Source organism: Primorskyibacter marinus, assembly GCF_003313245.1.
Classification (GTDB): Bacteria; Pseudomonadota; Alphaproteobacteria; order Rhodobacterales; family Rhodobacteraceae; genus Primorskyibacter; species Primorskyibacter marinus.
On sequence record NZ_QJSD01000001.1, the window covers coordinates 293,443 to 315,634 of the forward strand.

Consider the following 22,192-nt stretch of genomic DNA (forward strand, 5'->3'; position numbering starts at 1 on the left):
GTCATGGCTGACCGAAATCCCGACGACACCAATTATCCGCCTTTTGAGACCGAGGATCTTCGGTCAAATTTGACCAAGTTTCTAATTCAGGAATTCGATGATCCGATCACGGGAAAGCCGCGCGCAATCGGCAGTTTCAAGTGGGGCGTCTATGCGTTCTTCGATTATGATGGCGAACCTATCTACGTCGGACAGACAAAGGAAAAGGTGAGCACCCGAATTAGGCGGCACCTGACAAATCAGCGGACAGACGCCGTTGCAATGTCGGTCCTTGATCCGTTCGAGGTTTACGAGGTCGAAGTTTGGCCGCTTCCCCAGTTTCAGAAAACCGGCGCAACCGACCCCGACGCGAAAGCGCATTTAGACGCGCTGGAAGATCTTGTGTATCAGGAGGCGATAGCAGGCAGCACGTTCAAGGCGGTTCTAAATGAAAAGGATCCACCAGCGCCGACAATGGTGATCACGAAGCCACCTTCGCTCCGCTTTCGGCTCGTCTCGGACGACGTTCACAAGATCAGGTCACACCCCGACTTTCGCATTGCTCGGCGCGCCTTGATCATCTCGCGCCTTGCGCAAGTCATATCAGAGCGCAAGGTCCAAGGCGGGCTTCGTCGCGTCCTTGTCACGCAGGCGAAACGTCTGCAATGGTTGGCCGAACGCCGCTACAACGCTCTGGGCGGTGCGTCGTCGGTCGAAACCGAAGACGACGAAAACAACTAGCGGCACTCACTTGATGCCTTGCGAAGTCCCCCACGAGACAGTATCAGAACTGTGTCGCGGGTGTAGCTCAGGGGTAGAGCGTCTGCTTCCCAAGCAGAATGTCGTGAGTTCGAATCTCATCACCCGCTCCACCATCAAATTGCAGGCACACCGGACCTGCCTTCATATTGCCGGCGAAATTGATCGTTAAACCAACCTAACCCACGACAAGCAAAGCAGTAATCCTGCCTGGCACACATGTTTTCCAAGCTCCGGGCGAGGGTTGATTTTGCCTCACCCGCTTCAACGCGCCTTGCGTACATCCTGCGTATGTTACCCCCGTCAGCGCGTTAATCCGCATGTCAAACCTGCACAAGCAGCCGCGCTGTCAGAGCTTTTGCACGCATGCGAACCTCTTCGCGGATCAGGCCATTGCGCGGCGCATCGCGCAGGGTGGTGAACCAATGCTCGGGCGGGTTGCGACCGGCGGCGCGGCTCCAGGTCAGGCCGCGCAGCACAGTCTCTGCCTCGGGCGGCAGATGGTCCGGGATTGCGTGCCCGTTCAGGGTCGCCCAAACCCCCGTCCAAAGGCGCCCGACCGACCACGGATTATATCCCCCGCCCCCCAGGACAAGCAGCCGTGGTGCGAGATTACGCAGCCTTTTGACGGCCTGCCAATGCGCGTTGTTGGACAGCGACAGCCGCGATAACGGATCTTCGGCCACCGCGTCAGCACCGCATTGCAGCACAACCGCGCCGGGCCGGAACGCCGCAGCGGCAGGCAAGATCACCTCGTGCAGCACCAGCGCGAACTCATCGTCGTTGAATCCGCGCGGCACCGGCAGGTTCAGCGCAGCCCCTCCTGCCACATCCCCCAGCGCGCCGGTGAAGGGCCAGCGCGCTTCTTCATGGACAGAGATCATCCGCACATCCTCGGCACCGTCAAAGGCACTGGCGACGCCATCGCAATGATGCGCGTCGATGTCGATATAGACGACAGGCCCGCAGCCCAGGGCAAGCAGGCGTTGAATGGCCAGAACCGGATCGTTGAGATAGCAAAAACCGCCTGCCCGATCCGCCATTCCGTGATGCGTGCCGCCACCGGGATTATAAACCGTGCCGCCGTGGACCAGCAGCTCGGCCGCAAGGAGCGCCCCGCCCGCAGCGGTGGCCGGCCTGCGAAACATCTCGGGGAAGACCGGGTTCGACAAAGTTCCCAGCCCGTGACGCGCCTGTGTTTGTGTATCCACGGCCTGTGCGGTCTCTGCCGCCTGAAGGGCAGCGATATAGGCCGGAGTGTGAAATGTGGTCAGTCCGGCGGGACGCGCGCGCGGCGAGACCCTGTATTGCGCGTGCGGCAGCCACCCCATGGCGCGGGCGAGGTCCATCACGGTCGGCACGCGCGGAATGGACAGCGGGTGCATCCGCCCGTAGCTGGACCCGCGATAGATATTGGAACCGATGAACAAGGGCGTTTGCATGTAACCGCAGATTAGCGCCCTGCCCGCGCTTGCCAAGGCCGCAACCCGCCAAGCCCCGATTGCAAGCCACCGGCCATGGCGATATTCGGAGAGCATGTTCAAGAACCGGCGCGGAATATGAGACCGCGATTCCTACTCATCACCTGGATCATGCTTTTGGCCGGCGCTGCCGGGGGCGTTCTGGCTGCGAGCCTACATCTGCCGATGCCGTGGATGCTGGGCAGTCTCGCGGCAATTGCCGTGATCGTGGCCACGACACCTGATCGGCTGCTCGGCGATTATGTCTTTCCGCGCAGGCTGCGAGAGACCTTCACAGGCGTGATCGGCGTGATGATCGGCACCCAGGTGTCACCAGAGATGATCGCGCATCTGGGGTTTCTACCGCTCAGCGTGGTCGCGCTGACGCTGTTCGTGATCCTGGCGCATGGAGGCAACTATCTGATTTTCCGACATATCGGCGGCATGGAAAAATCGACCGCCTTCTTCAGCGGGTCGCCCGGCGGGCTGATGGAAAGCATTGCGCTTGGCGATGCCTCTGGTGCCGATATCCGGGTGTTGTCGATTCAACAGTTCCTGCGGATCATTCTGGTGGTGGGTCTTCTGCCTCTGGGATTTTCGATCTGGCGAGGCGCCCCGGTTGGCAGCGCCGCCGGGATGGCACCGATGGGCCATACGGCCGGGGATCTGCCACTTTGGGCCGGGTTGGTGCTGATGGGGCTTTTGGTATTTCTGGGCCAGGCCGTCGGGCGCCGCATACGGCTGCCAGCCGCCCAGCTGATCGGGCCGCTGGTTCTGACCGGCGCGCTTAACGTGACGGGGTTGATGCCACTGCATCTGCCGGGATGGGTCATCGGCGTGGCGCAGGTGGTGGTCGGGGTCGGGCTTGGCATGCGGTTTGTCGGCGTGACCGGGCGGATGCTGACACGATCAGTGGGGCTAAGCCTGTTATCGGTGTCCTATATGATGGTGATCGGCGCGGGGTTTGCATGGGCACTACATGCCGCCACCGGCATTCCGTTCGAGCATATGCTACTGAGCTTTGCGCCGGGCGGTGTGACAGAGATGTCGCTGGTGGCCCTCAGCCTTTCGGCCAATCCGGCGCTGGTCAGCATACACCATCTGATCCGCATCCTGCTGACAGTGCTGGAACTCAGCCTCGTTGCGCGTCGGTTGAATTTAAGCCAACGCATCCCATAGCTGGACGAACACGTCAAACTTGCCGCGCAAGCCACTGATCTGTAGTTATTTTCAGCTTTCCGCCTTCTCGGCCAGCTCCAGCCATTCTTCCTCTGCCGCGGCAAGCGCCTGCTGACGTTCTGCCAAGGCTTCGGTCGCCTTCTTGAATTTCAGCGGCTCAGCGGTGAACATATCTGGCGCAGAGAGGTATTCCTCCAGCTTGCCGATCTCGGCTTCCAGACGCTCCAGCAGTTTTGGCAACGCGTCCAGCCGGTGCTTTTCGGTAAAACTCAACTGGTTGGGCGCGGGTCTTGAAGCACTGGCGGCAGGCTTGCTCGGCTTGTTCTTCTGCTTCGCACCCCCCGAAACGGCCCCGCCATCAGAGCCTGCTTTCTGGGATTGATAATCGCTCCACCCGCCGGCGTAGATGGTGGCGCGCCCGTTACCTTCCATCGCCACGGTGCTCGTGGCGACCCGGTCGATGAAATCGCGGTCGTGGCTGACCAGAAGCACGGTGCCCGGATAATCGCCAAGGATGTCCTGCAACAGATCCAGCGTCTCGACATCCAGATCGTTGGTCGGTTCGTCCAGCACCAGCAGGTTCGATTCGCGCGCCATTATCTTGGCCAGCAACAGCCGCGCCTTTTCGCCCCCCGACAGCGACCGGACGGGTGCGCGCGCCTGCGCATCGTCGAACAGGAATTCCTTGAGATAGCCCACCACATGTTTCGGCTGTCCGCGGACCATGATCTGATCGGCCTTGCCGCTGACGCGCATGTCGGGGTCGCCGGTCAAGCTGTCCCACAGCGTCATGTTCGGATCAAGCTGCGCACGGCTTTGGTCAAACACTGCCATGGCGAGATTGGTGCCCAGCGACACCTTGCCTGCATCCGGCTCGATCTCTCCGGTCAGCATGCGGATCAAGGTGGTCTTGCCCACCCCGTTGGGTCCGACAAAGGCCACACGATCGCCGCGCTGCACCTTCAGATCAAAGCTCCGCAAGATCGGCACGTCGCCGAACGCCTTGGCGATTCCCTCGGCCTCGATCACCTTCTTGCCGGATTTCGGGCCAGCCGCCAGATCCATCGCTGCCGTGCCCTGCCGCCGGATCATGCCCGCGCGCTCTGCCCGCAGATCCTGAAGCGCACGAACCCGACCCATATTGCGCTTGCGCCGGGCGCTGATGCCTTCGACGGCCCAACGCGCCTCGGCCTTGATCTTGCGGTTCAGCTTGTGGCGGCTCTGGTCTTCTTCCTCCCAGATCTTGTCGCGCCACGCCTCGAATCCGCCAAAGCCGGTTTCCTGCCGCCGCACCTGCCCCCGGTCGATCCACAAGGTCGCACGGGTCAGTTCGGTCAGAAAGCGCCGATCATGCGAGATCAGGACAAAGGCAGCACGGGTGGTTTTCAGTTCCGTCTCCAGCCAGCCGATCGCCTCGATATCCAGATGGTTGGTCGGCTCATCCAGCAGCATCAGTTCCGGCCTGCCAGCCATCAAGCGCGCCAGTGCAGCCCGCCGCCGTTCACCGCCAGAGGCAGACCGGATCAGGCGGTCGGGGTCGAATTTCAGCCCCTCACCCGCGCGTTCCACCATATACATTTCGCCCGGCTCCAGCCCATATGCGGCAAAATCGCCGAGCGTTTCGAACCCCGTCAGGTCCGGTTCCTGCTCCATATATCCAACGCTGACGCCGGGGCTGACAACACGGGTCCCTGTGTCAACCTCGACCAGCCCGGCCATGACCTTCATCAAGGTGGATTTGCCAGATCCGTTGCGCCCGACCAGTGCCACTCGGTCCCCCGGATGAACCACCAGCGAAAGATCGTCGAAAACCGGGTCGCCGCCAAAGGTCAGCGCGATATCGGAGAGTTGTAAAAGAGGAGCTTGTGCCATGCCGCTCCGCTAGGCCCGCGAGGTCGAAAGGTCAAGGCCGTGTGGCTGTTCGCGTGTCGGTAAACCAGCAAATCAGCCGCCCGGCCGGATTTGCAAGCGGCACGCGCCACGGACAAATCAGTTTAGCCCACCATCGCCCGCAATAACCGTTTTCGTGCGGCCGGAATGGCGCTGATCTCGACACCCGTAAACACATGCAGCGTGTTCATGTCGCGGTCGACCACGGCATGATCGCTGACCTTTCCGCCCATTTGCAGATAGCTTCGCAGCAAGGACGGCATTCGCTGCAACCCCGACTGTTCGTCGAATCCCCCCCCGTCGTCAGGCCACGACCTGACGACCTCTGCCGCCTTGCGCCCCGGACGCCAGCGGTCTGGTGCCACATACCGCGCTGCCAGAACGGCCAGACTGTCACGATGAAGCGTCGCCTCTGTCCCCGGTAAGGACGCACATCCGAACAACATCGTGACATCGTGCTGGTCAACCAGACGCGTTATCGCGGCCCATGCCAAGCGCAAGATGTCCGGATCATACAGGCCGGGACGGCTGCAAAACCGGCCCATCTCGACCATCCGACCGTCAAGACGCGACAGCGCGGACAGATCGTAAAACTGGGCCACATAGCCCTGTTGGATTTCCGCCCCGGATTGCAGCACCAAGAATCGGTAACAGCAAACCACCTGCCCGGTCACCTGCACCTCGACCAGCATATGCGAAAATACCGAGTCAAAGATGTCTTCATCCCAAGCGTCTGTTGCCGCACGACCACGAAACGCCAGTTGCCGCAGCGACTGTGCCGCCCGAATATCTTGCGGGGTTTCGGCAATCCTCACCTGGTAGCGCCCGCAGCGGATCATCTTCATCAACCTATCACTCACACTCCCTCCGCACGCGAAAGGCACATGCCGATCATACGGCGAGACGGCGGCGCAGGCCCTCAGCCGTCGCCGAGCAAATCCGCAGCCGACAGACGTCCGACATTCCCGAAGAGTTTGCGAATGAAGCTGATATCGCCATCGGTGGTTCGGGTAATGCGGCGCGTAAGCGGCACGACACGGCCGTCTTCCAGCCCGTAGCGTTCAATATTCGTGACCACGCCCGCCTGGTCGAAGGAAATCGCCAGAACGGTGCGGTCGATCACCTCGGGCTTCCTGTAGGCAAAACGCCGCACTTCGCTTTCAACGTAATAAAAGCCGCTGTCATTCTGCACGCCGGTCGTTGACGGCACGCCGGCCACATCCTCGACCGTGGCCCGGGTATCCACCCCAACCACGATTTCTGACAACACGTCCTCCGGCGGCACATAACCATGGCTGCGATGCTGCGCCACGCAAGCCCCGAGAAACAGAAGTGCTGCGCCGCCAATTGCCGCTTTCAGCCCGATAATCCTGCCTTGCATTCTGCCCTCTTGCCTTGGCCCGTCTGCCCTTCTATCCCGATTACAGAAGGAATGCACCCCGTTCAAGAAAGGAAGCGCACGCTTTCATGGCAGATCATCCGGAAGACGCAGGGATTTTTCGTGCGGCAGCACTCTCAACCCGGCACCCGACACCATTTTCATTGACCCCCGACGCTGCGGCCCGCGCCGAATTGGCGCAGGCACTGGGCATCGAAGCGATCCGCAAGCTGACCTTTGCGGGCAGCCTCGCGCCCATCGGACGACGCGGCTGGCGGCTGGAAGGCAAGCTGGGCGCGACGGTCGTGCAATCATGCATTGTGACGCTTGCACCGGTCGTCACCCGTATCGACGAGCCGGTGTTGCGAAAATACGAACCCGTTTCAGCCGACGATCAGCCAGAATCAGGGTCCGAGCTTGAAATGCCCGAGGATGACACGATCGAACCATTGCGCGATGTCATAGATGCAGGCGCGGTGATGGCCGAGGCCCTGTCTCTGGCCCTGCCGCCCTATCCCCGCGCCGCCGATGCCGAACTGGAACGCGCGGTCTTTGCCGAGCCCGGCGTCACACCGATGTCGGATGAGGACGTCAAACCCTTTGCCGGCCTTGCCGGCCTTGCCGGCCTGCGCGACAAGCTCAAGGACAAAGAATAGTCACCGCAATGGCACGAATCCCTTGCGCGCAGATGATTTCACTGTATTTTCGCGCCTTCACCCGATTTCAGGGCTTGTGCCAGACCCCGCTTCCACACTAAGAGGCGCGGCACAGTTGAATGACACCGGGCATGACCGCCATGCCCCCGAATATAGACCGAGGTTGAGACATGGCCGTCCAACAGAACAAAGTATCCAAATCGCGCCGCAACAACCGTCGCGCGCATGACTCGCTGGTTGCAGCCAACCCGAACGAATGCGACAATTGCGGCGAACTCAAGCGTCCGCACCACGTCTGCCCCGCATGTGGCCACTACGCCGAGCGCGAAGTGATCGCGCAGGCGGACGAGATCGACCTGGAAGACGACGCAGCTTAACGTCAGGACCCGCGGCCCTTCATGACCGGTTTGCACGACACAACCGGAAACGGATCCGGGCCGACCGTTGTTTCGATCGACGCCATGGGTGGCGACCGGGGACCGGTGGCAGTTGTCGCCGGTATTTCTCTGGCCGCAGACAAAAGTCCGAACCTGCGGTTTCTTCTGCACGGCCCCGCCGAAGAGCTTGAGCGACTGGTCGCCAAGCGCAAGGATCTGGCGGGACGCTGTGAGATTCGCGACGCGACCGGCGTTGTCACCATGGAAGACAAGCCCGCCCAGGTTATGCGCAACGGCAAGAACACCTCGATGTGGTCTGCCATTGATTCGGTGCGCGCGGGCGAAGCGACGGTTTGCGTCAGTTGCGGCAATACCGGCGCGCTGATGGCGCTGTCGATGGTGCGCCTGCGCAAGCTGCCCGGCGTCAACCGCCCCGCCATTGCCGTGCTCTGGCCCTCGCGCAGCGCGTCCGGATTCAACGTGATGCTGGATGTGGGCGCCGATATTCGCGCCGACGCACATGACCTTCTGCAATACGCACTTATGGGCACCTCCTACGCCCGCAACGGCATGGGCATAGCGCATCCCCGAGTCGGGCTGCTGAATGTCGGGACCGAGGAACACAAGGGCCGTGCAGAGCTGAAAGAAGCCCATGACCTGATCGGCGCACAGGCCGAAGAGGCGAGTTTCAACTTCGTCGGATTCGTCGAGGGCGGCGATCTTCCCGGCGATGTCGCTGACGTGATCGTCACGGATGGATTTACCGGCAATGTTGCCCTGAAAACCGGGGAAGGCACCGCCAGCCTGATCGGTGACCTGCTGAAAGAAGCCTTTGCTTACTCCCTTCTTTCACGGCTGGCCTCGATCCTCGCGCTCAGTTCGCTGAAGCGGCTGCGCAAGCGTATTGACCCGCGACGGGTGAATGGCGGCGTCTTTCTGGGCCTCAACGGCACGGTTGTGAAATCACACGGGGCCGCCGATGCCACCGGTGTCGCGGCCGCTGTGCGGCTGGCAGAACAACTCGCACTTTCCGGTTTTTCTCACAAACTCGCCGCACGGGTTGCATCTACCGCTCCGCAAGCCCACCATGCGCCACCTGACGACGAAGAAAACGGAAAGACACCATGACAAAGCGCGCCGTAGTGGCCGGGATCGGCCACTACCTGCCCGAACGGGTAGTGCCCAATTCGGAATTCGAGAAGTCGCTCGACACTTCTGACGAATGGATTCGCGCGCGGTCGGGGATAGAGCGGCGACATTTCGCCGCCGAAGGCCAGACGACCTCGAACCTCGCAACCCAGGCCGCGCAAGCCGCCCTGGATGATGCCGGGCTGACGCCGGACGATCTTGATGCGCTGATCGTTGCGACATCCACCGCTGACCTCACCTTCCCTTCTGCCGCGACGATGGTGCAGGCCCAGCTTGGCATGCGACAGGGGTTTGCCTTTGACGTCCAGGCGGTCTGTGCGGGCTTCGTCTTTGCGATGGCCAATGCCAACGCGCTGATCGTGTCCGGTCAGGTCAAGCGTGTCATGGTGATCGGTGCCGAGACGTTCAGCCGGATCATGGATTGGACCGACCGCTCAACCTGTGTGCTGTTCGGCGACGGTGCAGGCGCGATGATTCTCGAGGCGCAGGACGGCACCGGCGACAATGCCGACCGGGGCATCCTGTCGGTCGATCTGAACTCTGACGGGAATTACCGCGATATTCTGTATGTCGATGGTGGCGTTTCGACGAATACGACCGGCTATCTGCGCATGGAAGGCAAAGAAGTCTTTCGCCACGCGATTGAAAAGCTCGCCGCCACCGCCGCCACCGCGCTTGGGAAGATCGGATTGAGCGGCAGCGATATTGACTGGATCGTACCGCATCAGGCGAATATCCGTATCATTCAGGGCACCGCCCGCAAGATGGGCCTGTCGATGGATAACGTGGTCGTCACCGTGCAGGACCATGGCAATACGTCGGCCGCGTCGATCCCGCTGGCATTGTCGGTCGGCAAGGCGCGCGGACAGATCAAGACCGGCGATCTTCTGGTCACCGAGGCGATCGGCGGAGGCCTTGCATGGGGGTCGGTTGTGCTGCGCTGGTAGGCGCATAAACGCACCTCTGCAACCCATTGATATTGACTCGGAAAATGCTCTGCCGCATTCTCTGCGGAAACCGGAGGGATGTGATGAGCGAAAAAACATTAACGCGGATGGATCTGAGCGAAGCGGTTTTCCGCGAAGTCGGCTTGTCACGCAATGAATCTGCTGAACTTGTTGAAAGCGTTCTGGGGCATATTTCTGATTCGCTTGTCGAGGGCGAGCAGGTGAAGATCTCGTCTTTCGGCACATTCAGCGTGCGCGGCAAGGCGGCCCGCATCGGCCGCAATCCGAAAACCGGCGAAGAAGTGCCGATCCAGCCGCGCCGCGTGCTGACCTTTCGGCCTTCGCATCTGATGAAAGATCGCGTCGCCGCAGGCAATAAAAGCTGAGGCCTGAGCGATGAGCAAATCGCCCGACGCGTTCCGCACGATCAGCGAAGTCGCCGAGTGGCTGGAAACACCCGCGCATGTGCTGCGGTTCTGGGAGAGTAAATTCACCCAAGTGAAACCGGTCAAACGTGCCGGCGGGCGCAGATATTATCGTCCCGCCGATATGGAACTGATCGGCGGCATCAAGAAACTGCTGCACGACGATGGCATGACCATCAAGGGTGTGCAGAAAATACTGCGCGAACAGGGTGTGCGCAAGGTTTCGAAACTGTCGCAAGCCATTGACCATACAATGGAACCCGAAATCGAGCCTGCTCCGTTTCACGAGATGGCCGAAGCCGAAGGCACCGTCGTGCCCTTCGGTGTGCGCGAGACGCCTTCCCATGGTGCATCCCCTGCTGAAACCAGTGCGGACCTTCCACCCCCGGTGACTGAGCCGCCAAACCCGGAGGCGCAAGCGCCGTCAGCTCCTGTGGACATTCCAACGGAGATGGCTGCTTCCCAACCTGTCGCCCAGAAAGCTCCGTCGCCGGAACCGAATATGGTTGCACAAACGTCGGCGCAAGCCGAACGGCCCTCTGAGCCAGATGAGGGTGCCTCGCCTTTGACGGCCCCCGAACACCGTCCGGATCTTCCGACGGATATGAAGGCCGCGCAACGGGACGAACCTTTGCAAGAAGCCGCGATACCCGCTGCTGACACCGCCGACTTGCCGGAATTTCTGACCAGCCCGACCTTTTCCGATCCCGGCTCAGAACACCCAGAGCCGAATTTGCCCCCCGAAACGCCGACCCCTGTCGCGGAAGAGCCAAAGCTTGCCGATGCACCGGAAGACGCAGATCACATCGAGGATGTCATCCCTGATCCGCAGCACGATCCAGAACCCGCCTCCGGGGCGCAGATGACCGAAGTCGCCTTTGTCCCGCCGGATGCGAAGATCAAGGCGCAGCCCGGCGCGTTGACGCTTCTGTCGCGTCTCCATCGCCTGACACTGGAGGACGCCGTGAAGATCAATGACGTCGCCGAGCGACTGCGCGAGATCAACGACCGTTCCTTCAACCACTGACACCGGGCCATGGTTTTTCACAAAGCCGGGATTTTGGGCTTGCTCACAGCGCCAGAAACAGTAAGAAGCGCCCTATGTCGGGCTATAGCGCAGCCTGGTAGCGCGTCCGTCTGGGGGACGGAAGGTCGCAGGTTCGAGTCCTGCTAGCCCGACCAAACAAAATCGCCCGTGGCTTCTTGGCCCGGGCGTTTTTTATAAGAGCCAGAGCATTTTTCGGAGAAGCACATGACCGGCGTCATTCCCAGCCAGCAGATCCAGAACATGATCGACGGCGGAGCGATTGCCGCCGATACGGAATTTCTGGATGGTCAGGTACAGCCCGCCAGCCTTGATTTGCGGTTGGGCACCGTCGCCTACCGCGTGCGTGCCTCTTTCCTTGCCGGACATGGACGCAAGGTCACTGAGCGGATCGACGAGTTCAAGATGCACGAGATCGATCTGACCGGCGGTGCCGTTCTGGAAAAAGGCTGCGTCTATGTCGTGCCGTTGATGGAGCGGCTTGCCCTGCCCGATGACGTTCAGGCCGTGGCAAACGCCAAAAGCTCGACCGGACGGCTGGACCTGCTGACCCGCGCGATTACCGATGGCGGCACCGAGTTTGACCGAATCTCCACCGGCTATGCCGGCCCGCTTTATGCCGAGATTTGCCCGCGCAGTTTTTCGGTTCTTGTGCGTCCCGGAATGCGACTGAACCAGATCCGGTTCCGTGAAGGTCAGGCCGTTCTGGACGATGTCGCCCTGCGCGCGCTGCACGATGACAGCCCGCTGGTCGATTGTCCCCCGGTGATCGACGAAGGCCTGGGCTTTTCGGTCGATCTTAAACCGGACAGTGGCGATCTGGTCGGCTACCGCGCCAAGCCCCACACCGGCGTGATCGATCTTGATCTGATCGACCATTACGATCCCGCAGAATTCTGGGAGGATGTGCGCAGCACCAATGGTCGCATCATCCTTGATCCCGGCGCGTTCTACATCCTTGTCAGTCGCGAAGCCGTGACCATCCCGCCCAGCCACGCCGCCGAAATGGCACCCTATCTGGCCATGGTCGGAGAGTTCCGCGTGCATTACGCAGGCTTCTTCGATCCCGGCTTTGGCTACGCGCTGGCGGGCGGTGCCGGGGCACGCGGCGTGCTTGAAGTGCGCTGCCATGAGGCACCCTTCGTGCTGGAGCACGGACAGATCGTCGGACGTTTGGTCTATGAGAAAATGGCCGAGATACCCGCACAACTTTATGGTCAGGGCATCAAGTCAAACTACCAGGGTCAGGGGCTGAAGCTGGCCAAACATTTTCGCAGCTAGGCAGGTTCCGGTCAGCCCAGCCATCCGGCGAAGATTTGCCATTTGAAGGACGTGTCAGCAAGAACCTGCTGCTGCAAAAAAACTGTCGGGATTATTCAGGAACACCGAACGGCTCTTCGTCATTGGGGCGTCGAGAAGGCAATGCCCTTTTCGGACGATCCAAAGTAGGAGAGACCAAAATGAAACCGATGAAACTCGCACTCGCAACCACCGCCCTGACAGGCTTGGCCGCAGCCCCTGTTGCCGCAGCTCTCAGCGCGAACGCCACCACGGATCTGAACCTGCGCGCAGGGCCCGGACCGCAATTCCAGATCGAAGAGGTCATTGCGGCCGAGGACGAAGTGACGGTCGAGGGATGCCTCGACAGTGGCGATTGGTGCGAGGTCAGCTATGATGGCACCACCGGATGGGCTTATTCGGCGTATCTGACAACGCCAGGCGAGAATGAGCCAGTGGTGATTTACGAAAACCAGGATGACATGGATGTTGCCATTGTCGAACATGAAGAGGGCAACAAGGCCCTGGGTGCCGCAGCGGGCGGAACTTGGGGTGCCGCAGCAGGCTCGCTGCTGGTCGGCGGTCCGGCGGCAGTTGCCGCAGGGGCCGTGCTTGGCGGCATGACTGGCGCTGCCTCCACGCTTGATGAAACGACCGTGACCTATGTCGAGAAGAATCCGGTCGATCCGGTCTATCTGAACGGTGAGGTCGCTGTTGGCGCGGGCATCCCGCAGGAAGTCGAACTCTATTCTGTGCCCGAAAGCGACTACGACTACATCAACGTGAACGAGCAATATGTTCTGGTGAACCCGGAGAACCGCCGCATTGTTACGGTTGTCCGCTGAAGCTGAGATACTTGTGACCTGGCAATACAAAAGGGCGGCGTCGTGGCGTCGCCCTTATTCACGTCCCACGTCGTTCAAAACCGCCGGATTTTCCGGGTCGCGCGCATCGCCTGCTTGGCCTGTCTTGTCTGCTGACGCATTTTGCGACGCTGTTTTCGCTCTTCCGGCGTCAAGTTTTCCTGTGGTTTTTTCGGTCCCATCGCCTTGTCGATCCCCGCATTGACGCCGCGCCCGATCAGCCGACGCGTCACCATCCGAAAGATCCTCTGCAAGATCCGGTCTGCATTCATGTCACTCTCCTGTTCGTTTGCGAATGCCGGCGTTTCGGCCCTGCCAGTCTGTTAGCATAACGCAGACGGTCAATCTTCGAACAACTCGCTTTGGCCCTCGGCGGTTTCTTCCTCGGCATCGACATCGCCTTCGCCAGTTTTCGGCATCATGCTTGGGGGCGGACGATTTTCCAACAATCCGGCAGCGCGCAGTTCCTTCAGCCCCGGCAGATCGCGGGCCGATTCCAGTCCGAAATGGTCCAGAAAATTCTGTGTGACGACAAAGGTCACGGGCCGTCCCGGTGTCATCTTGCGTCGCCCGAACCGGATCCATTCCATCTCCAGCAGTTGATCGACAGTCCCCCGACTGACCGAGACGCCCCGGATTTCTTCGATTTCCGCACGGGTCACAGGCTGGTGGTACGAGATGATCGCCAGGGTCTCGATCGCAGCGCGTGACAGTTTGCGCGTCTCGACGGTTTCCTTCTGCATCAGAAACGCAAGGTCCGGGGCCGTGCGAACCGCCCAGGCATCGCCCACCCGCACCACCCGCACGCCGCGCCCTTCATAGCGTTTGCGCAAATGCGCAAGTGCTTCGGCAGGGTCGCATCCATGCGGCATGCGCGCCTCAAGCTCTCGCACGGTCACGGGTTCGGACGTGGCAAAAAGGATCGCCTCGACCATCCGTTCCTGTTCGGCAATTGGCGGCGCTTCAAAAAGGCTTTTCTCTACGTCTTCAGGTGCTTCGGCCTCTTTGTTCATTCTCTGGGATCCCTTCGACGCAGCTGGATCGGGGCAAAGCTTTCGGATTGGCGGATCTCGACCTTACCCTCTTTTGCCAATTCCAGTGAGGCCGCAAAAGTCGCAGCCGTGGCGGAACGCCGGCGGATGGGGTCGTCGCTCCAGCCATCGGGCATATAGTTGGAAATCTCGGTCCAGGTTCCGGCAAACCCGATCAGGCCGCGCATGCGTTCCAGCGCCTGTTCCATCGTGAAGACATGATCCCGGTCCATGACAAAGGGTCGGAACTCGTCACGCGTGCGTATTCGGGCATATCCCTGCATCAGGTCCAGAAGTGTGGCCGTGTAATGCACTTTGCGAACGCGTTCCACGGATTCCGGCAAGCCGCGCACGAAGATCTCACGCCCCAGACGGTCGCGTGCCATCAATCGCGCTGCGGCATCGCGCATGGCTTGCAGTCTCTCCAGTTGAAAGGCCAGATGCGCGGCCAGTTCCTCACCCGAGGGGCCTTCCTCGGTAGGGTCCGGCGGCAGAAGCAACCGGGACTTCAAAAACGCAAGCCAGGCGGCCATCACCAGATAATCGGCGGCCAGCTCGATCCGCAGCGTCTTGGCCTTGTCCACAAAGGACAGATATTGCCGCGCCAGATCCAGCACCGAGATCTTGCGCAGATCCACCTTTTGCGTCCGGCTGAGCGTCAGCAGCAGATCAAGCGGGCCTTCAAACCCGTCGACGTCAACGATCAGCGCCTCTGACGCCAGCCGTTCCGCGACGCTGAGATGCGCGGTCGTGTTTTCGACATCCTCTTCCGCCATTATGCGACATCCCCAAGAAGCGCGTCCAGCTTGGCGCTGAGCGCTTCGATGTTAACTGTCGTGGCGTCAGGCCGCGCGGCAATTGCGTCGGCTGCGCGATCCTTCGCCAGCCCGGCAAGCGGGTCCAGCGCGCCCATCAGCGCCCGCATTTCCGCCAGCTCGCCGTTGCAATGCAAGATCACATCGCAGCCTGCTTTTTGGGCCGCCGCCCCCCGGTCAGCGACGCTGCCGGACAGCGCCTGCATCGATATGTCGTCGGTCATGATCAGCCCGCCAAAGCCGATCTCGCCACGGATCAGTGCCATCATCAACGGCGAGATCGTGGCAGGTGCCTCGTCATAGGCCTCATAGACCAGATGCGCCGTCATTCCCATCGGCAGGTCGCGCAGTGCCCGAAACGCGGCAAAGTCCTGCGCCTGAAGCGTGGCGCGATCGGCAGAAATGCGCGGAAGATCGAGATGGCTGTCCAGTTGCGCCAACCCATGGCCGGGGATGTGTTTGACCACCGGCAGGCAACCGCCCGCCAGCGTGCCTTCGGCCACGGCCCGCCCGAGGGCAACCACCGTGTTCAGGGTCTCGCCATAGCAGCGGTTGCGCAGAAACGCATGCGTGTCCGGCCGGGCAATATCAACCATCGGTGCGCAATTGCTGTCGATGCCAAGCGCGCGCAGTTCCGCCGCGATGATCGCATAGCGCAGGCGCATCGCCTCGGCCGCACGCGGACCGGCGACCGCGGCAAAATCAAGCGGTGGCGTCCAGTCACGGGCCAGTGGCGCGCGCAATCGTTGCACCCGCCCGCCTTCCTGATCAATCAGGATCGGTGCATCCCGGCCGACGGCCCCTCGAAGATCGCGGCACAGACGCCGGACTTGATCCGGCGTCTCTAGGTTTCGGGAAAACAGGATGAATCCGAACGGATCGGCTTGCGCGAAAAAACGATGCTCTTCAGCCTGCAAGACTGTCCCGGCGCAGCCCAAAATGGCCGCTCCCTTGCCCGTCGCTACGGGTCTCAGCGCGTTGTTACCGGAATGCACTCGGCTCTCCCGGCCTGCAACGCAGCACATAACCTGCGCGCGTCGTTTATGTCGACGAACCCATGCGCACGCAGCCGATAGAACGTCCGCCCGCCCGAGTTTGCTTTCTGAACGACCCGTGATTTATCTTCCAGAAAATCGCTGAACCGGCCGCTCAGCCGGTCCCATTCGGCGCGGGCAATCTCTGCGCTGTCAAAGGCCCCAAGCTGCACGACAGGTGTTCCGGCCGCGATGGTTTCGGGCGCAAGCTCTGCCACCGTCTGGCTGACAGGCACCGCCGCCAATGACACCGCCCGAAGATCCTGAGGCCGCAGGCGTGGACGAAGCGAACGCGTCAGGGATCCCGCGAAACGCGGCGCGGCGGAAGCCTCTTCTACCTCGAACGCAGCGCCTCCGCCCTCCGCGCCAGCGTTGAGTTTGGCCGCTGCATCCGCCGCGATCTGATCTGCCAGCGACTGGATCGCCGCGTCAGAACCCGGCTCGGCTTTGCTGTCCTCTGAAAGCTGCAACCGGGCGTTCATGTCACGGTCGGATGCGTTGTCTGCCTTGGCAGACAGCATCGGTTGCGGGGCGTCCTCCTGCGCCAGATCAAGCGGTCGTGGCGCAAGCGTCAGTTGATCCGGCGGCGGTGCGGAGGTGCCTGTGCCGGCAATCTGATTGACGGCCAGGCCCTGATGCGCCGCAGAACTGCCGCCGGGATTGTCCGGTGCCACACGCATTGGCCCCTCGGCCGCGCGCACCACAGGCACGCCGCTCACGTCGCGCATGATCAGTTTGTAGCCCCAGATCCCGACGCCGACCAGCAGTGCCATCGACACTGCCGCGCCGGCCCAATTGGCCATCGTCGTAAATCCATGGGCTGACGAGGGCCCGTTGCCGTGCCCGGTCATCTGCATTTCCGCCATGTCTGCCTCTCTGCCCCGGACGCTGGTACGATCCGCGGATTACTTGCACTGCCTCACCCGGCCATGGCGCGATTTTGTCATCGCATCTCTTCGGCCGGTGCTACGCCCAAGATACCAAGACCGGCGGAAATAACAACCGTAACGGCCCGCGCCAGCGCGATTTTCGACTGGCTGGTGGCGGCATCGTCATCTTGCAGAAAACGCAGCGACGGCTCTTCGTTGCCCCGGTTCCACAGCGCATGCAGGTCCGATGCCAGATCGTAGAGATAAAAGGCCACGCGGTGCGGCTCGTGCGTGCGCGCGGCAATTTCCACCAGGCGCGGCCATTCGGCCAACTTCTTTGCAACAGCCAATTCCGACGGGTGCGTCAGGCCGGACAGGTCGGTGCCTGCCAATGTGGCATCATCGACCGCAATTCCGGCCTCTACCGCTTTGCGCAACACCGAACAGATCCGCGCATGGGCGTATTGAACGTAGAAAACCGGGTTCTCGCGACTTTGCTCCAACACCTTGTCAAAGTCGAAATCCAGCGTGGCGTCATTCTTGCGCGTCAGCATGACAAAGCGGGTCACGTCCGGGCCGACCTGTTCGACCACATCGCGCAGGGTGACAAACGTCCCTGCCCGCTTCGACATCTTGAACGGCTTGCCATTCTTGTACAGCTTGACCAGCTGCGTCAGCTTCACATCCAGCGGCACACGACCTTCCGACAGCGCAGAAACCGCCGCCTTCATGCGCTTGACATAGCCACCATGGTCGGCACCGAACACGTCGATAAGCGCGTCGAAGCCTCTGGTCACCTTGTTATAATGATAAGCGATGTCGGGCGCGAAATAGGTCCAGCCGCCATCCGATTTCTTGATCGGACGATCAACATCGTCGCCATGCGCCGTGGACCGGAACAGCGTCTGTTCGCGCGGCTCCCAATCGTCGGGCACCTTGCCTTTGGGCGGCTCCAGCGTGCCGCGATAGATCAGCCCCTTGGCGTCCAGATCGGCGATCGCCGCCTCGATCAGCCCGGTGCCGTATAGCGATTTCTCCGAGAAGAAACTGTCCATCTCGACGCCCAGCATTTTCAGGTCGGCGCGGATCAGGTTCATCATGGCTTCGGTCGAAAATTCGCGGATTTCGGACAGCCAGACCTCTTCGCCCTTGCCGATATAGGCGTCGCCAACCTTCGCTTTCAGCGCCTCGCCGACATCCACGAGGTAATCACCGGGGTAAGTGCCGTCCGGAAACTCGACCTCCTGCCCATGCGCTTCGAGATACCGAAGATAGACCGACCGCGCCAGAACATCGACCTGTGCGCCGCCATCGTTGACATAGTATTCGCGTGTCACCTCATGGCCGGAATAGGCCAGCAGACTGGCAAGCGCATCCCCGAAGACCGCGCCCCGCGTGTGGCCGACATGCAAGGGACCGGTGGGGTTGGCGCTGACATATTCGACATTGACCTTTTGCCCCTGCCCCATCTGGGACCGGCCGAATTCGGTTCCGGCAGTCAGCACCGCCTTGGGCACGGATTGCCAGACCGATACATCCAGCCGCAGATTCAGAAAGCCCGGCCCCGCCACTTCGGCAGAGGCAATGCGCGGATCATCGGTCAGCTTTGCGGCCAGTGCTTCAGCAATATCGCGCGGCTTCAGACGCGCCGGCTTGGCAAGCACCATCGCGGCATTGGTCGCCATGTCACCATGGGCCGGATCACGGGGCGGCTCGACCGTGACATTGGCAAGATCCAGCCCCTCGGGCAACATGCCTTCGGCGGCCATCGAGGCAAGCGCTTCGTTCACAAGCGCGCGGATATCGGCAAACAGGTTCATACCGTACTTTCCTTAACGGGGCGGCGTGGGTCTAGCATCTTTGTTCCCGAGGTCAATCCTGCGCAGCGGCTTCATCCTCGGCGGGGCGCGAGGCCGTCTCTGATTTCGGGGAAAGATGGATCAGCCGCGCTTCCTTGCTGGGTTCGGGTGCCTCATCGGGATTAACCTCGAAAATCCGCAAGCCATTGCGGTCCTGCAATTCGCCGACAAGGATGCCGTCGGGGTTGCGGTCGCGGAAGTTTTCGATGGTGAATTCGTCGCTCAGCCGCGTGCTGCGCAGTTGCCAACCTTCGCGGATTTTCTGTTGCAGTTCCCCATAGGTCAGCCCGCCGACAAAGCGTTTGCCCCCCAGCGTCGAGGGTAGGCTGTGACGGCCGGTTTCAGGATTGTCGCGTCGCAGCTGGAACACGTTCTCCCGACCGTATTCCGGCGCAAGGTCGGTGGCCACCAAAGTGTTGTAGGCATCATTATCGGTCGCGGCGATAACCTTTTCATAGCCGATCAGGTCCAGACCGAATTCCGCCGTTTCCGACAGAATGTCGCCGTAGAACGTCTTGACGCCGGCGTTTCGCGCGGCGCGCAGTCGTGCGAGATTGTAATCCGAAATCAGCACCGGCACATCGAGCTTGTCCAGCACCTCTGCCATGGCCTTCGCAAAGGGCGATCCGCCGACGATCACCACGCCCGGCTGGCCTGCCGCCGTCAGCCCCAGAAGCCGTGCAAGCGGTGCCAGCGTGAACCCGTGCAGCACCACGGTTGCCGTCACGATGACAAAGGCAAGCGGCGCAATGATGGCACCGTCCTCCATCCCCAGCGCCGTGATGCGTTCGCCGAACAGCCCCGCCACGGCCACCAGCACAACACCGCGCGGCCCGGTGAATGCCACCAGCAGACGTTCCTTCCACGGCACCTTGGTGAAGGACAGCGCCAACAGGACCGAAACAGGCCGCGCCAAGACGATGATGACCACAACGAAAAGCCCCGCGCGCCAGGTCAGCACCGAAAGCGTGTCCAGGTTCATGCTCGCGGCCAGAAGGATGAACACACCCGACACGAGCAGAATGGTGGCATGCTCCTTGAACCGCCGCATCTCTGCATAGGATGGCAAATCGGCATTGGCGATCCAGATGCCCATGATCGTCACCGCCAGCAGGCCGGATTCGTGCAACATGGTGTCGGCCAGCGCGAATGTGCCCAGAAGCAGCGCAAAAAGCACCGGCACCTTCATGTATTCCGGCACTTTTCCACGTTTGAAACTTTGCGAGATGCCCCAACCGGCGGCAACACCGATTAACGTTGCAAACCCGATGCCGCGCACCAGCTCCCAGATTGCATGACCCGCCTCCAGATCGCTTTGCGTGACGACAAGAACCTCGAATGCCAGCACGGCGGCCAAGGCCCCCACGGGGTCGTTGACGATCGCCTCCCATTGCAGCAGCGCCGAGGGGCGACGTTGTAGCCGTGCCGTGCGCAAAAGCGGTGCGATGACGGTAGGTCCGGTGACAATCAGGATACCACCGAACACCGCCGCACTGCCCCAACCCAGCCCCGCAACGTAATGCAGCGCCAGAGTCGAAGTCAGCCAACCCAATGGAGCGCCCAGCACCACGAGTCGTCGTACCCCTTCGGCGGCACCGACCAGCGAATGGATATTCAGCGTCAAGCCGCCTTCGAACAGGATGATGGCCACTGCAATGGAAATCATCGGTGTCATCAGCGGGCCAATATCGCGCACCGGATCGAAAACACCCAGCACCGGCCCGATCAACAGTCCCGCCGCCAGCATAAGCACGATGGCAGGCAGCCGCAGCTTCCAGGCCAACCATTGCGAGCCCACACCAAGCGCGCCGACCAGTGCAAAAGCCGTCACCGGCGTCAAAGCGCCATCTGCGGGTGTCGCCATCATTCGTCCCTTCGTTCACCCGAAAAACGATCAAATCGACCGCAAACGGTGCTGTTTGCATTTACCTATCACCGCCGAGAAGCCCACTGAAACGCAACAAAAGACTTTCAGGAGAACAATCGCTCATGCTCCTGAAGGGCAAACCGGTCGGTCATTCCAGCAATATAGTCCGATACCAGCCGCGCCAAGGTGGTTTCGTCCTGCGCCTCGGCCACGTCCTTACGCCATTGTTTCGGCAACAGATCCGGACGCGAGATGAACAGCGGGAAAAGGTCGCGCACAACTTGTGTGACCTGCTTGCGCATTTCCACGACTTCCGGCGCGCGGTACATCCGATGAAACAGAAATTTTCGTGTGACCTTGAGGTCCGCCCAAACTGCCGGGGTGAAGCGGATCATCATCCGTCCTGCCGCGCGAATGTCATCCACCGATTGCGGCTGCAACTGGGCCAGATTGGCATTGGCGACGCCGATCACGTCCTCGACCAGCACGCCGAAGAACCGTCGCAGCGCCTCATGCCGACGGCGGTAGTAATTGAGACCGGGATATTTCTTGTCCACTGCCGCGAAACAATCGTGCAGGATCGGCAGGTCGGCAAGTTCATCGGTCGAGAAAAGCTCTGCGCGAAGACCGTCGTGCAAGTCATGGTTATTATAGGCAATATCGTCAGCCAACGCGGCGACCTGTGCCTCGGCGCTGGCATGGGTGTGCAGTTCCAGATCGTGCCGCTGGTTATAGGCTGCCAGCGCATATGGGATCTCTCCCACCAGCTTTCCACCCGCGCCAAGCGACGCAACCGGGCCGTTGTGTTTTGCAATCCCTTCAAGGGCTTCCCAGCTAAGGTTCAACCCGTCGAATTCGGCATAATGCCGTTCCAGCGCGGTCACGATGCGAATGGCCTGAGCGTTATGGTCGAACCCGCCGTACTCCTGCATCAGATCGGCAAGCGCCTCTTCCCCAGTATGGCCGAACGGCGTGTGACCAAGGTCATGCGCCAGCGCCACGGCCTCTGTCAGCTCGCTGTTCAGGCCCAGCACACCGGCAATGGTTCGTGCGACCTGTGCCACTTCGATGGAATGAGTCAGTCGGGTGCGATAGAAGTCACCCTCATGCTCCACAAAGACCTGTGTCTTGTGTTTCAGACGCCGAAAGGCGCTGGAATGAATGATCCTGTCGCGATCACGCTGAAAGCATGAGCGGAAAGTGCTTTCCTCCTCCGGATACAGCCGTCCCTTGCTGTTTGCCGGATCGGAGGCATATGGGGCACGCATTTGCCTGTAATCCTTGTCGCCTGTCCTTGTCGCCCATATATACTGACAGACGCGGAAATGGAAA

At 61.1% G+C, this 22,192-nt stretch carries 22 protein-coding genes and 2 tRNA genes; 12 read left to right on the forward strand and 12 right to left on the reverse strand.

The features are described from left to right. The first annotated feature begins 3 nt into the window (after positions 1-3). Both DMZ65_RS01375 and DMZ65_RS01380 read left to right on the forward strand, forming a co-directional pair. Positions 4-720, forward strand: a complete 717-nt coding sequence (locus DMZ65_RS01375) for a GIY-YIG nuclease family protein (protein ID WP_116597113.1) — start codon at positions 4-6, stop codon at positions 718-720. A 56-nt stretch (positions 721-776) separates the two neighbouring features. Further along, positions 777-851 (forward strand) — tRNA-Gly (locus tag DMZ65_RS01380). Positions 852-1,061: 210 nt separating this feature from the next. On the opposite strand, the gene DMZ65_RS01385 is transcribed toward DMZ65_RS01380, so the two are convergent. After that, the gene (locus DMZ65_RS01385; protein ID WP_116597555.1) at positions 1,062-2,180 is read right to left on the reverse strand and encodes an acetoin utilization protein AcuC; all 1,119 of its coding nucleotides are present in this window, start codon (positions 2,178-2,180) and stop codon (positions 1,062-1,064) included. A 117-nt stretch (positions 2,181-2,297) separates the two neighbouring features. On the opposite strand from DMZ65_RS01385, the gene DMZ65_RS01390 reads away from it, so the two are divergent. After that, positions 2,298-3,377: an AbrB family transcriptional regulator gene (locus tag DMZ65_RS01390; RefSeq protein ID WP_116597114.1), complete on the forward strand. Its 1,080-nt coding sequence runs from the start codon at positions 2,298-2,300 to the stop codon at positions 3,375-3,377. A gap of 51 nt (positions 3,378-3,428) precedes the next feature. Here the strand turns inward: DMZ65_RS01390 and DMZ65_RS01395 are convergent, their stop codons facing one another. The 3 genes from DMZ65_RS01395 to DMZ65_RS01405 all read right to left on the reverse strand — a co-directional run bounded on the left by DMZ65_RS01395 (position 3,429) and on the right by DMZ65_RS01405 (position 6,648). Further along, complete coding sequence (locus DMZ65_RS01395) at positions 3,429-5,249, reverse strand: ABC-F family ATP-binding cassette domain-containing protein (RefSeq protein ID WP_116597115.1); 1,821 nt, start codon at positions 5,247-5,249, stop codon at positions 3,429-3,431. A gap of 122 nt (positions 5,250-5,371) precedes the next feature. After that, positions 5,372-6,127 (reverse strand): GNAT family N-acetyltransferase, encoded by a 756-nt coding sequence (locus tag DMZ65_RS01400; RefSeq protein WP_438942692.1) that lies wholly within the window; start codon positions 6,125-6,127, stop codon positions 5,372-5,374. 59 nt (positions 6,128-6,186) lie between these two features. Then, positions 6,187-6,648, reverse strand: coding sequence for an outer membrane protein assembly factor BamE (locus DMZ65_RS01405; protein WP_116597117.1), 462 nt, complete (start codon positions 6,646-6,648; stop codon positions 6,187-6,189). Positions 6,649-6,734: 86 nt separating this feature from the next. Between DMZ65_RS01405 and DMZ65_RS01410 the strand changes: the two genes are divergently transcribed. The 9 genes from DMZ65_RS01410 (at position 6,735) to DMZ65_RS01450 (ending at position 13,367) form a co-directional block, all read left to right on the forward strand. Next, positions 6,735-7,301 (forward strand): YceD family protein, encoded by a 567-nt coding sequence (locus tag DMZ65_RS01410; RefSeq protein ID WP_116597118.1) that lies wholly within the window; start codon positions 6,735-6,737, stop codon positions 7,299-7,301. Between the two features lie 170 nt (positions 7,302-7,471). After that, positions 7,472-7,678 (forward strand): 50S ribosomal protein L32, encoded by a 207-nt coding sequence (gene rpmF / locus DMZ65_RS01415; RefSeq protein WP_084349852.1) that lies wholly within the window; start codon positions 7,472-7,474, stop codon positions 7,676-7,678. A gap of 21 nt (positions 7,679-7,699) precedes the next feature. Beyond that, positions 7,700-8,806 (forward strand): phosphate acyltransferase PlsX, encoded by a 1,107-nt coding sequence (gene plsX, locus DMZ65_RS01420; RefSeq protein WP_116597119.1) that lies wholly within the window; start codon positions 7,700-7,702, stop codon positions 8,804-8,806. Next, on the forward strand, positions 8,803-9,774 hold the full coding sequence (locus tag DMZ65_RS01425; RefSeq protein WP_116597120.1) for a beta-ketoacyl-ACP synthase III: 972 nt from the start codon (positions 8,803-8,805) through the stop codon (positions 9,772-9,774). The genes plsX and DMZ65_RS01425 overlap by 4 nt, the downstream gene beginning before the upstream one ends. Positions 9,775-9,857: 83 nt before the next feature. Beyond that, positions 9,858-10,160 carry an integration host factor subunit alpha gene (gene ihfA / locus DMZ65_RS01430; protein WP_084349849.1) on the forward strand — a complete coding sequence of 101 codons (303 nt, stop codon included), beginning with the start codon at positions 9,858-9,860 and terminating at the stop codon, positions 10,158-10,160. Between the two features lie 10 nt (positions 10,161-10,170). Continuing rightward, on the forward strand, positions 10,171-11,226 hold the full coding sequence (locus DMZ65_RS19805) for a MerR family transcriptional regulator (protein ID WP_232824844.1): 1,056 nt from the start codon (positions 10,171-10,173) through the stop codon (positions 11,224-11,226). A gap of 78 nt (positions 11,227-11,304) precedes the next feature. Beyond that, positions 11,305-11,381 (forward strand) — tRNA-Pro (locus DMZ65_RS01440). 70 nt (positions 11,382-11,451) lie between these two features. Then, positions 11,452-12,525 (forward strand): 2'-deoxycytidine 5'-triphosphate deaminase, encoded by a 1,074-nt coding sequence (locus DMZ65_RS01445; RefSeq protein ID WP_116597121.1) that lies wholly within the window; start codon positions 11,452-11,454, stop codon positions 12,523-12,525. A gap of 179 nt (positions 12,526-12,704) precedes the next feature. After that, positions 12,705-13,367, forward strand: coding sequence for a DUF1236 domain-containing protein (locus DMZ65_RS01450; protein ID WP_116597122.1), 663 nt, complete (start codon positions 12,705-12,707; stop codon positions 13,365-13,367). Between the two features lie 74 nt (positions 13,368-13,441). On the opposite strand, the gene DMZ65_RS01455 is transcribed toward DMZ65_RS01450, so the two are convergent. The 8 genes from DMZ65_RS01455 to DMZ65_RS01490 all read right to left on the reverse strand — a co-directional run bounded on the left by DMZ65_RS01455 (position 13,442) and on the right by DMZ65_RS01490 (position 22,128). After that, complete coding sequence (locus tag DMZ65_RS01455; RefSeq protein ID WP_232824845.1) at positions 13,442-13,657, reverse strand: hypothetical protein; 216 nt, start codon at positions 13,655-13,657, stop codon at positions 13,442-13,444. Positions 13,658-13,726: 69 nt separating this feature from the next. Then, the gene (scpB, locus tag DMZ65_RS01460) at positions 13,727-14,398 is read right to left on the reverse strand and encodes an SMC-Scp complex subunit ScpB (protein ID WP_116597123.1); all 672 of its coding nucleotides are present in this window, start codon (positions 14,396-14,398) and stop codon (positions 13,727-13,729) included. After that, positions 14,395-15,192, reverse strand: a complete 798-nt coding sequence (locus DMZ65_RS01465; protein WP_116597124.1) for a segregation and condensation protein A — start codon at positions 15,190-15,192, stop codon at positions 14,395-14,397. The genes scpB and DMZ65_RS01465 overlap by 4 nt, the downstream gene beginning before the upstream one ends. Continuing rightward, positions 15,192-16,226, reverse strand: a complete 1,035-nt coding sequence (locus tag DMZ65_RS01470) for a glycoside hydrolase family 3 N-terminal domain-containing protein (protein WP_232824846.1) — start codon at positions 16,224-16,226, stop codon at positions 15,192-15,194. Before DMZ65_RS01470 ends, DMZ65_RS01465 begins: the two co-directional genes overlap by 1 nt. Further along, positions 16,202-17,131: an SPOR domain-containing protein gene (locus DMZ65_RS01475; RefSeq protein WP_232824847.1), complete on the reverse strand. Its 930-nt coding sequence runs from the start codon at positions 17,129-17,131 to the stop codon at positions 16,202-16,204. Before DMZ65_RS01475 ends, DMZ65_RS01470 begins: the two co-directional genes overlap by 25 nt. 77 nt (positions 17,132-17,208) lie before the next feature. After that, complete coding sequence (gene argS / locus DMZ65_RS01480; RefSeq protein WP_116597126.1) at positions 17,209-18,954, reverse strand: arginine--tRNA ligase; 1,746 nt, start codon at positions 18,952-18,954, stop codon at positions 17,209-17,211. A 52-nt stretch (positions 18,955-19,006) separates the two neighbouring features. Then, complete coding sequence (locus tag DMZ65_RS01485) at positions 19,007-20,857, reverse strand: cation:proton antiporter (RefSeq protein ID WP_116597558.1); 1,851 nt, start codon at positions 20,855-20,857, stop codon at positions 19,007-19,009. 107 nt (positions 20,858-20,964) lie between these two features. After that, positions 20,965-22,128, reverse strand: a complete 1,164-nt coding sequence (locus tag DMZ65_RS01490; protein ID WP_116597127.1) for a deoxyguanosinetriphosphate triphosphohydrolase — start codon at positions 22,126-22,128, stop codon at positions 20,965-20,967. Positions 22,129-22,192 lie beyond the last annotated feature (64 nt).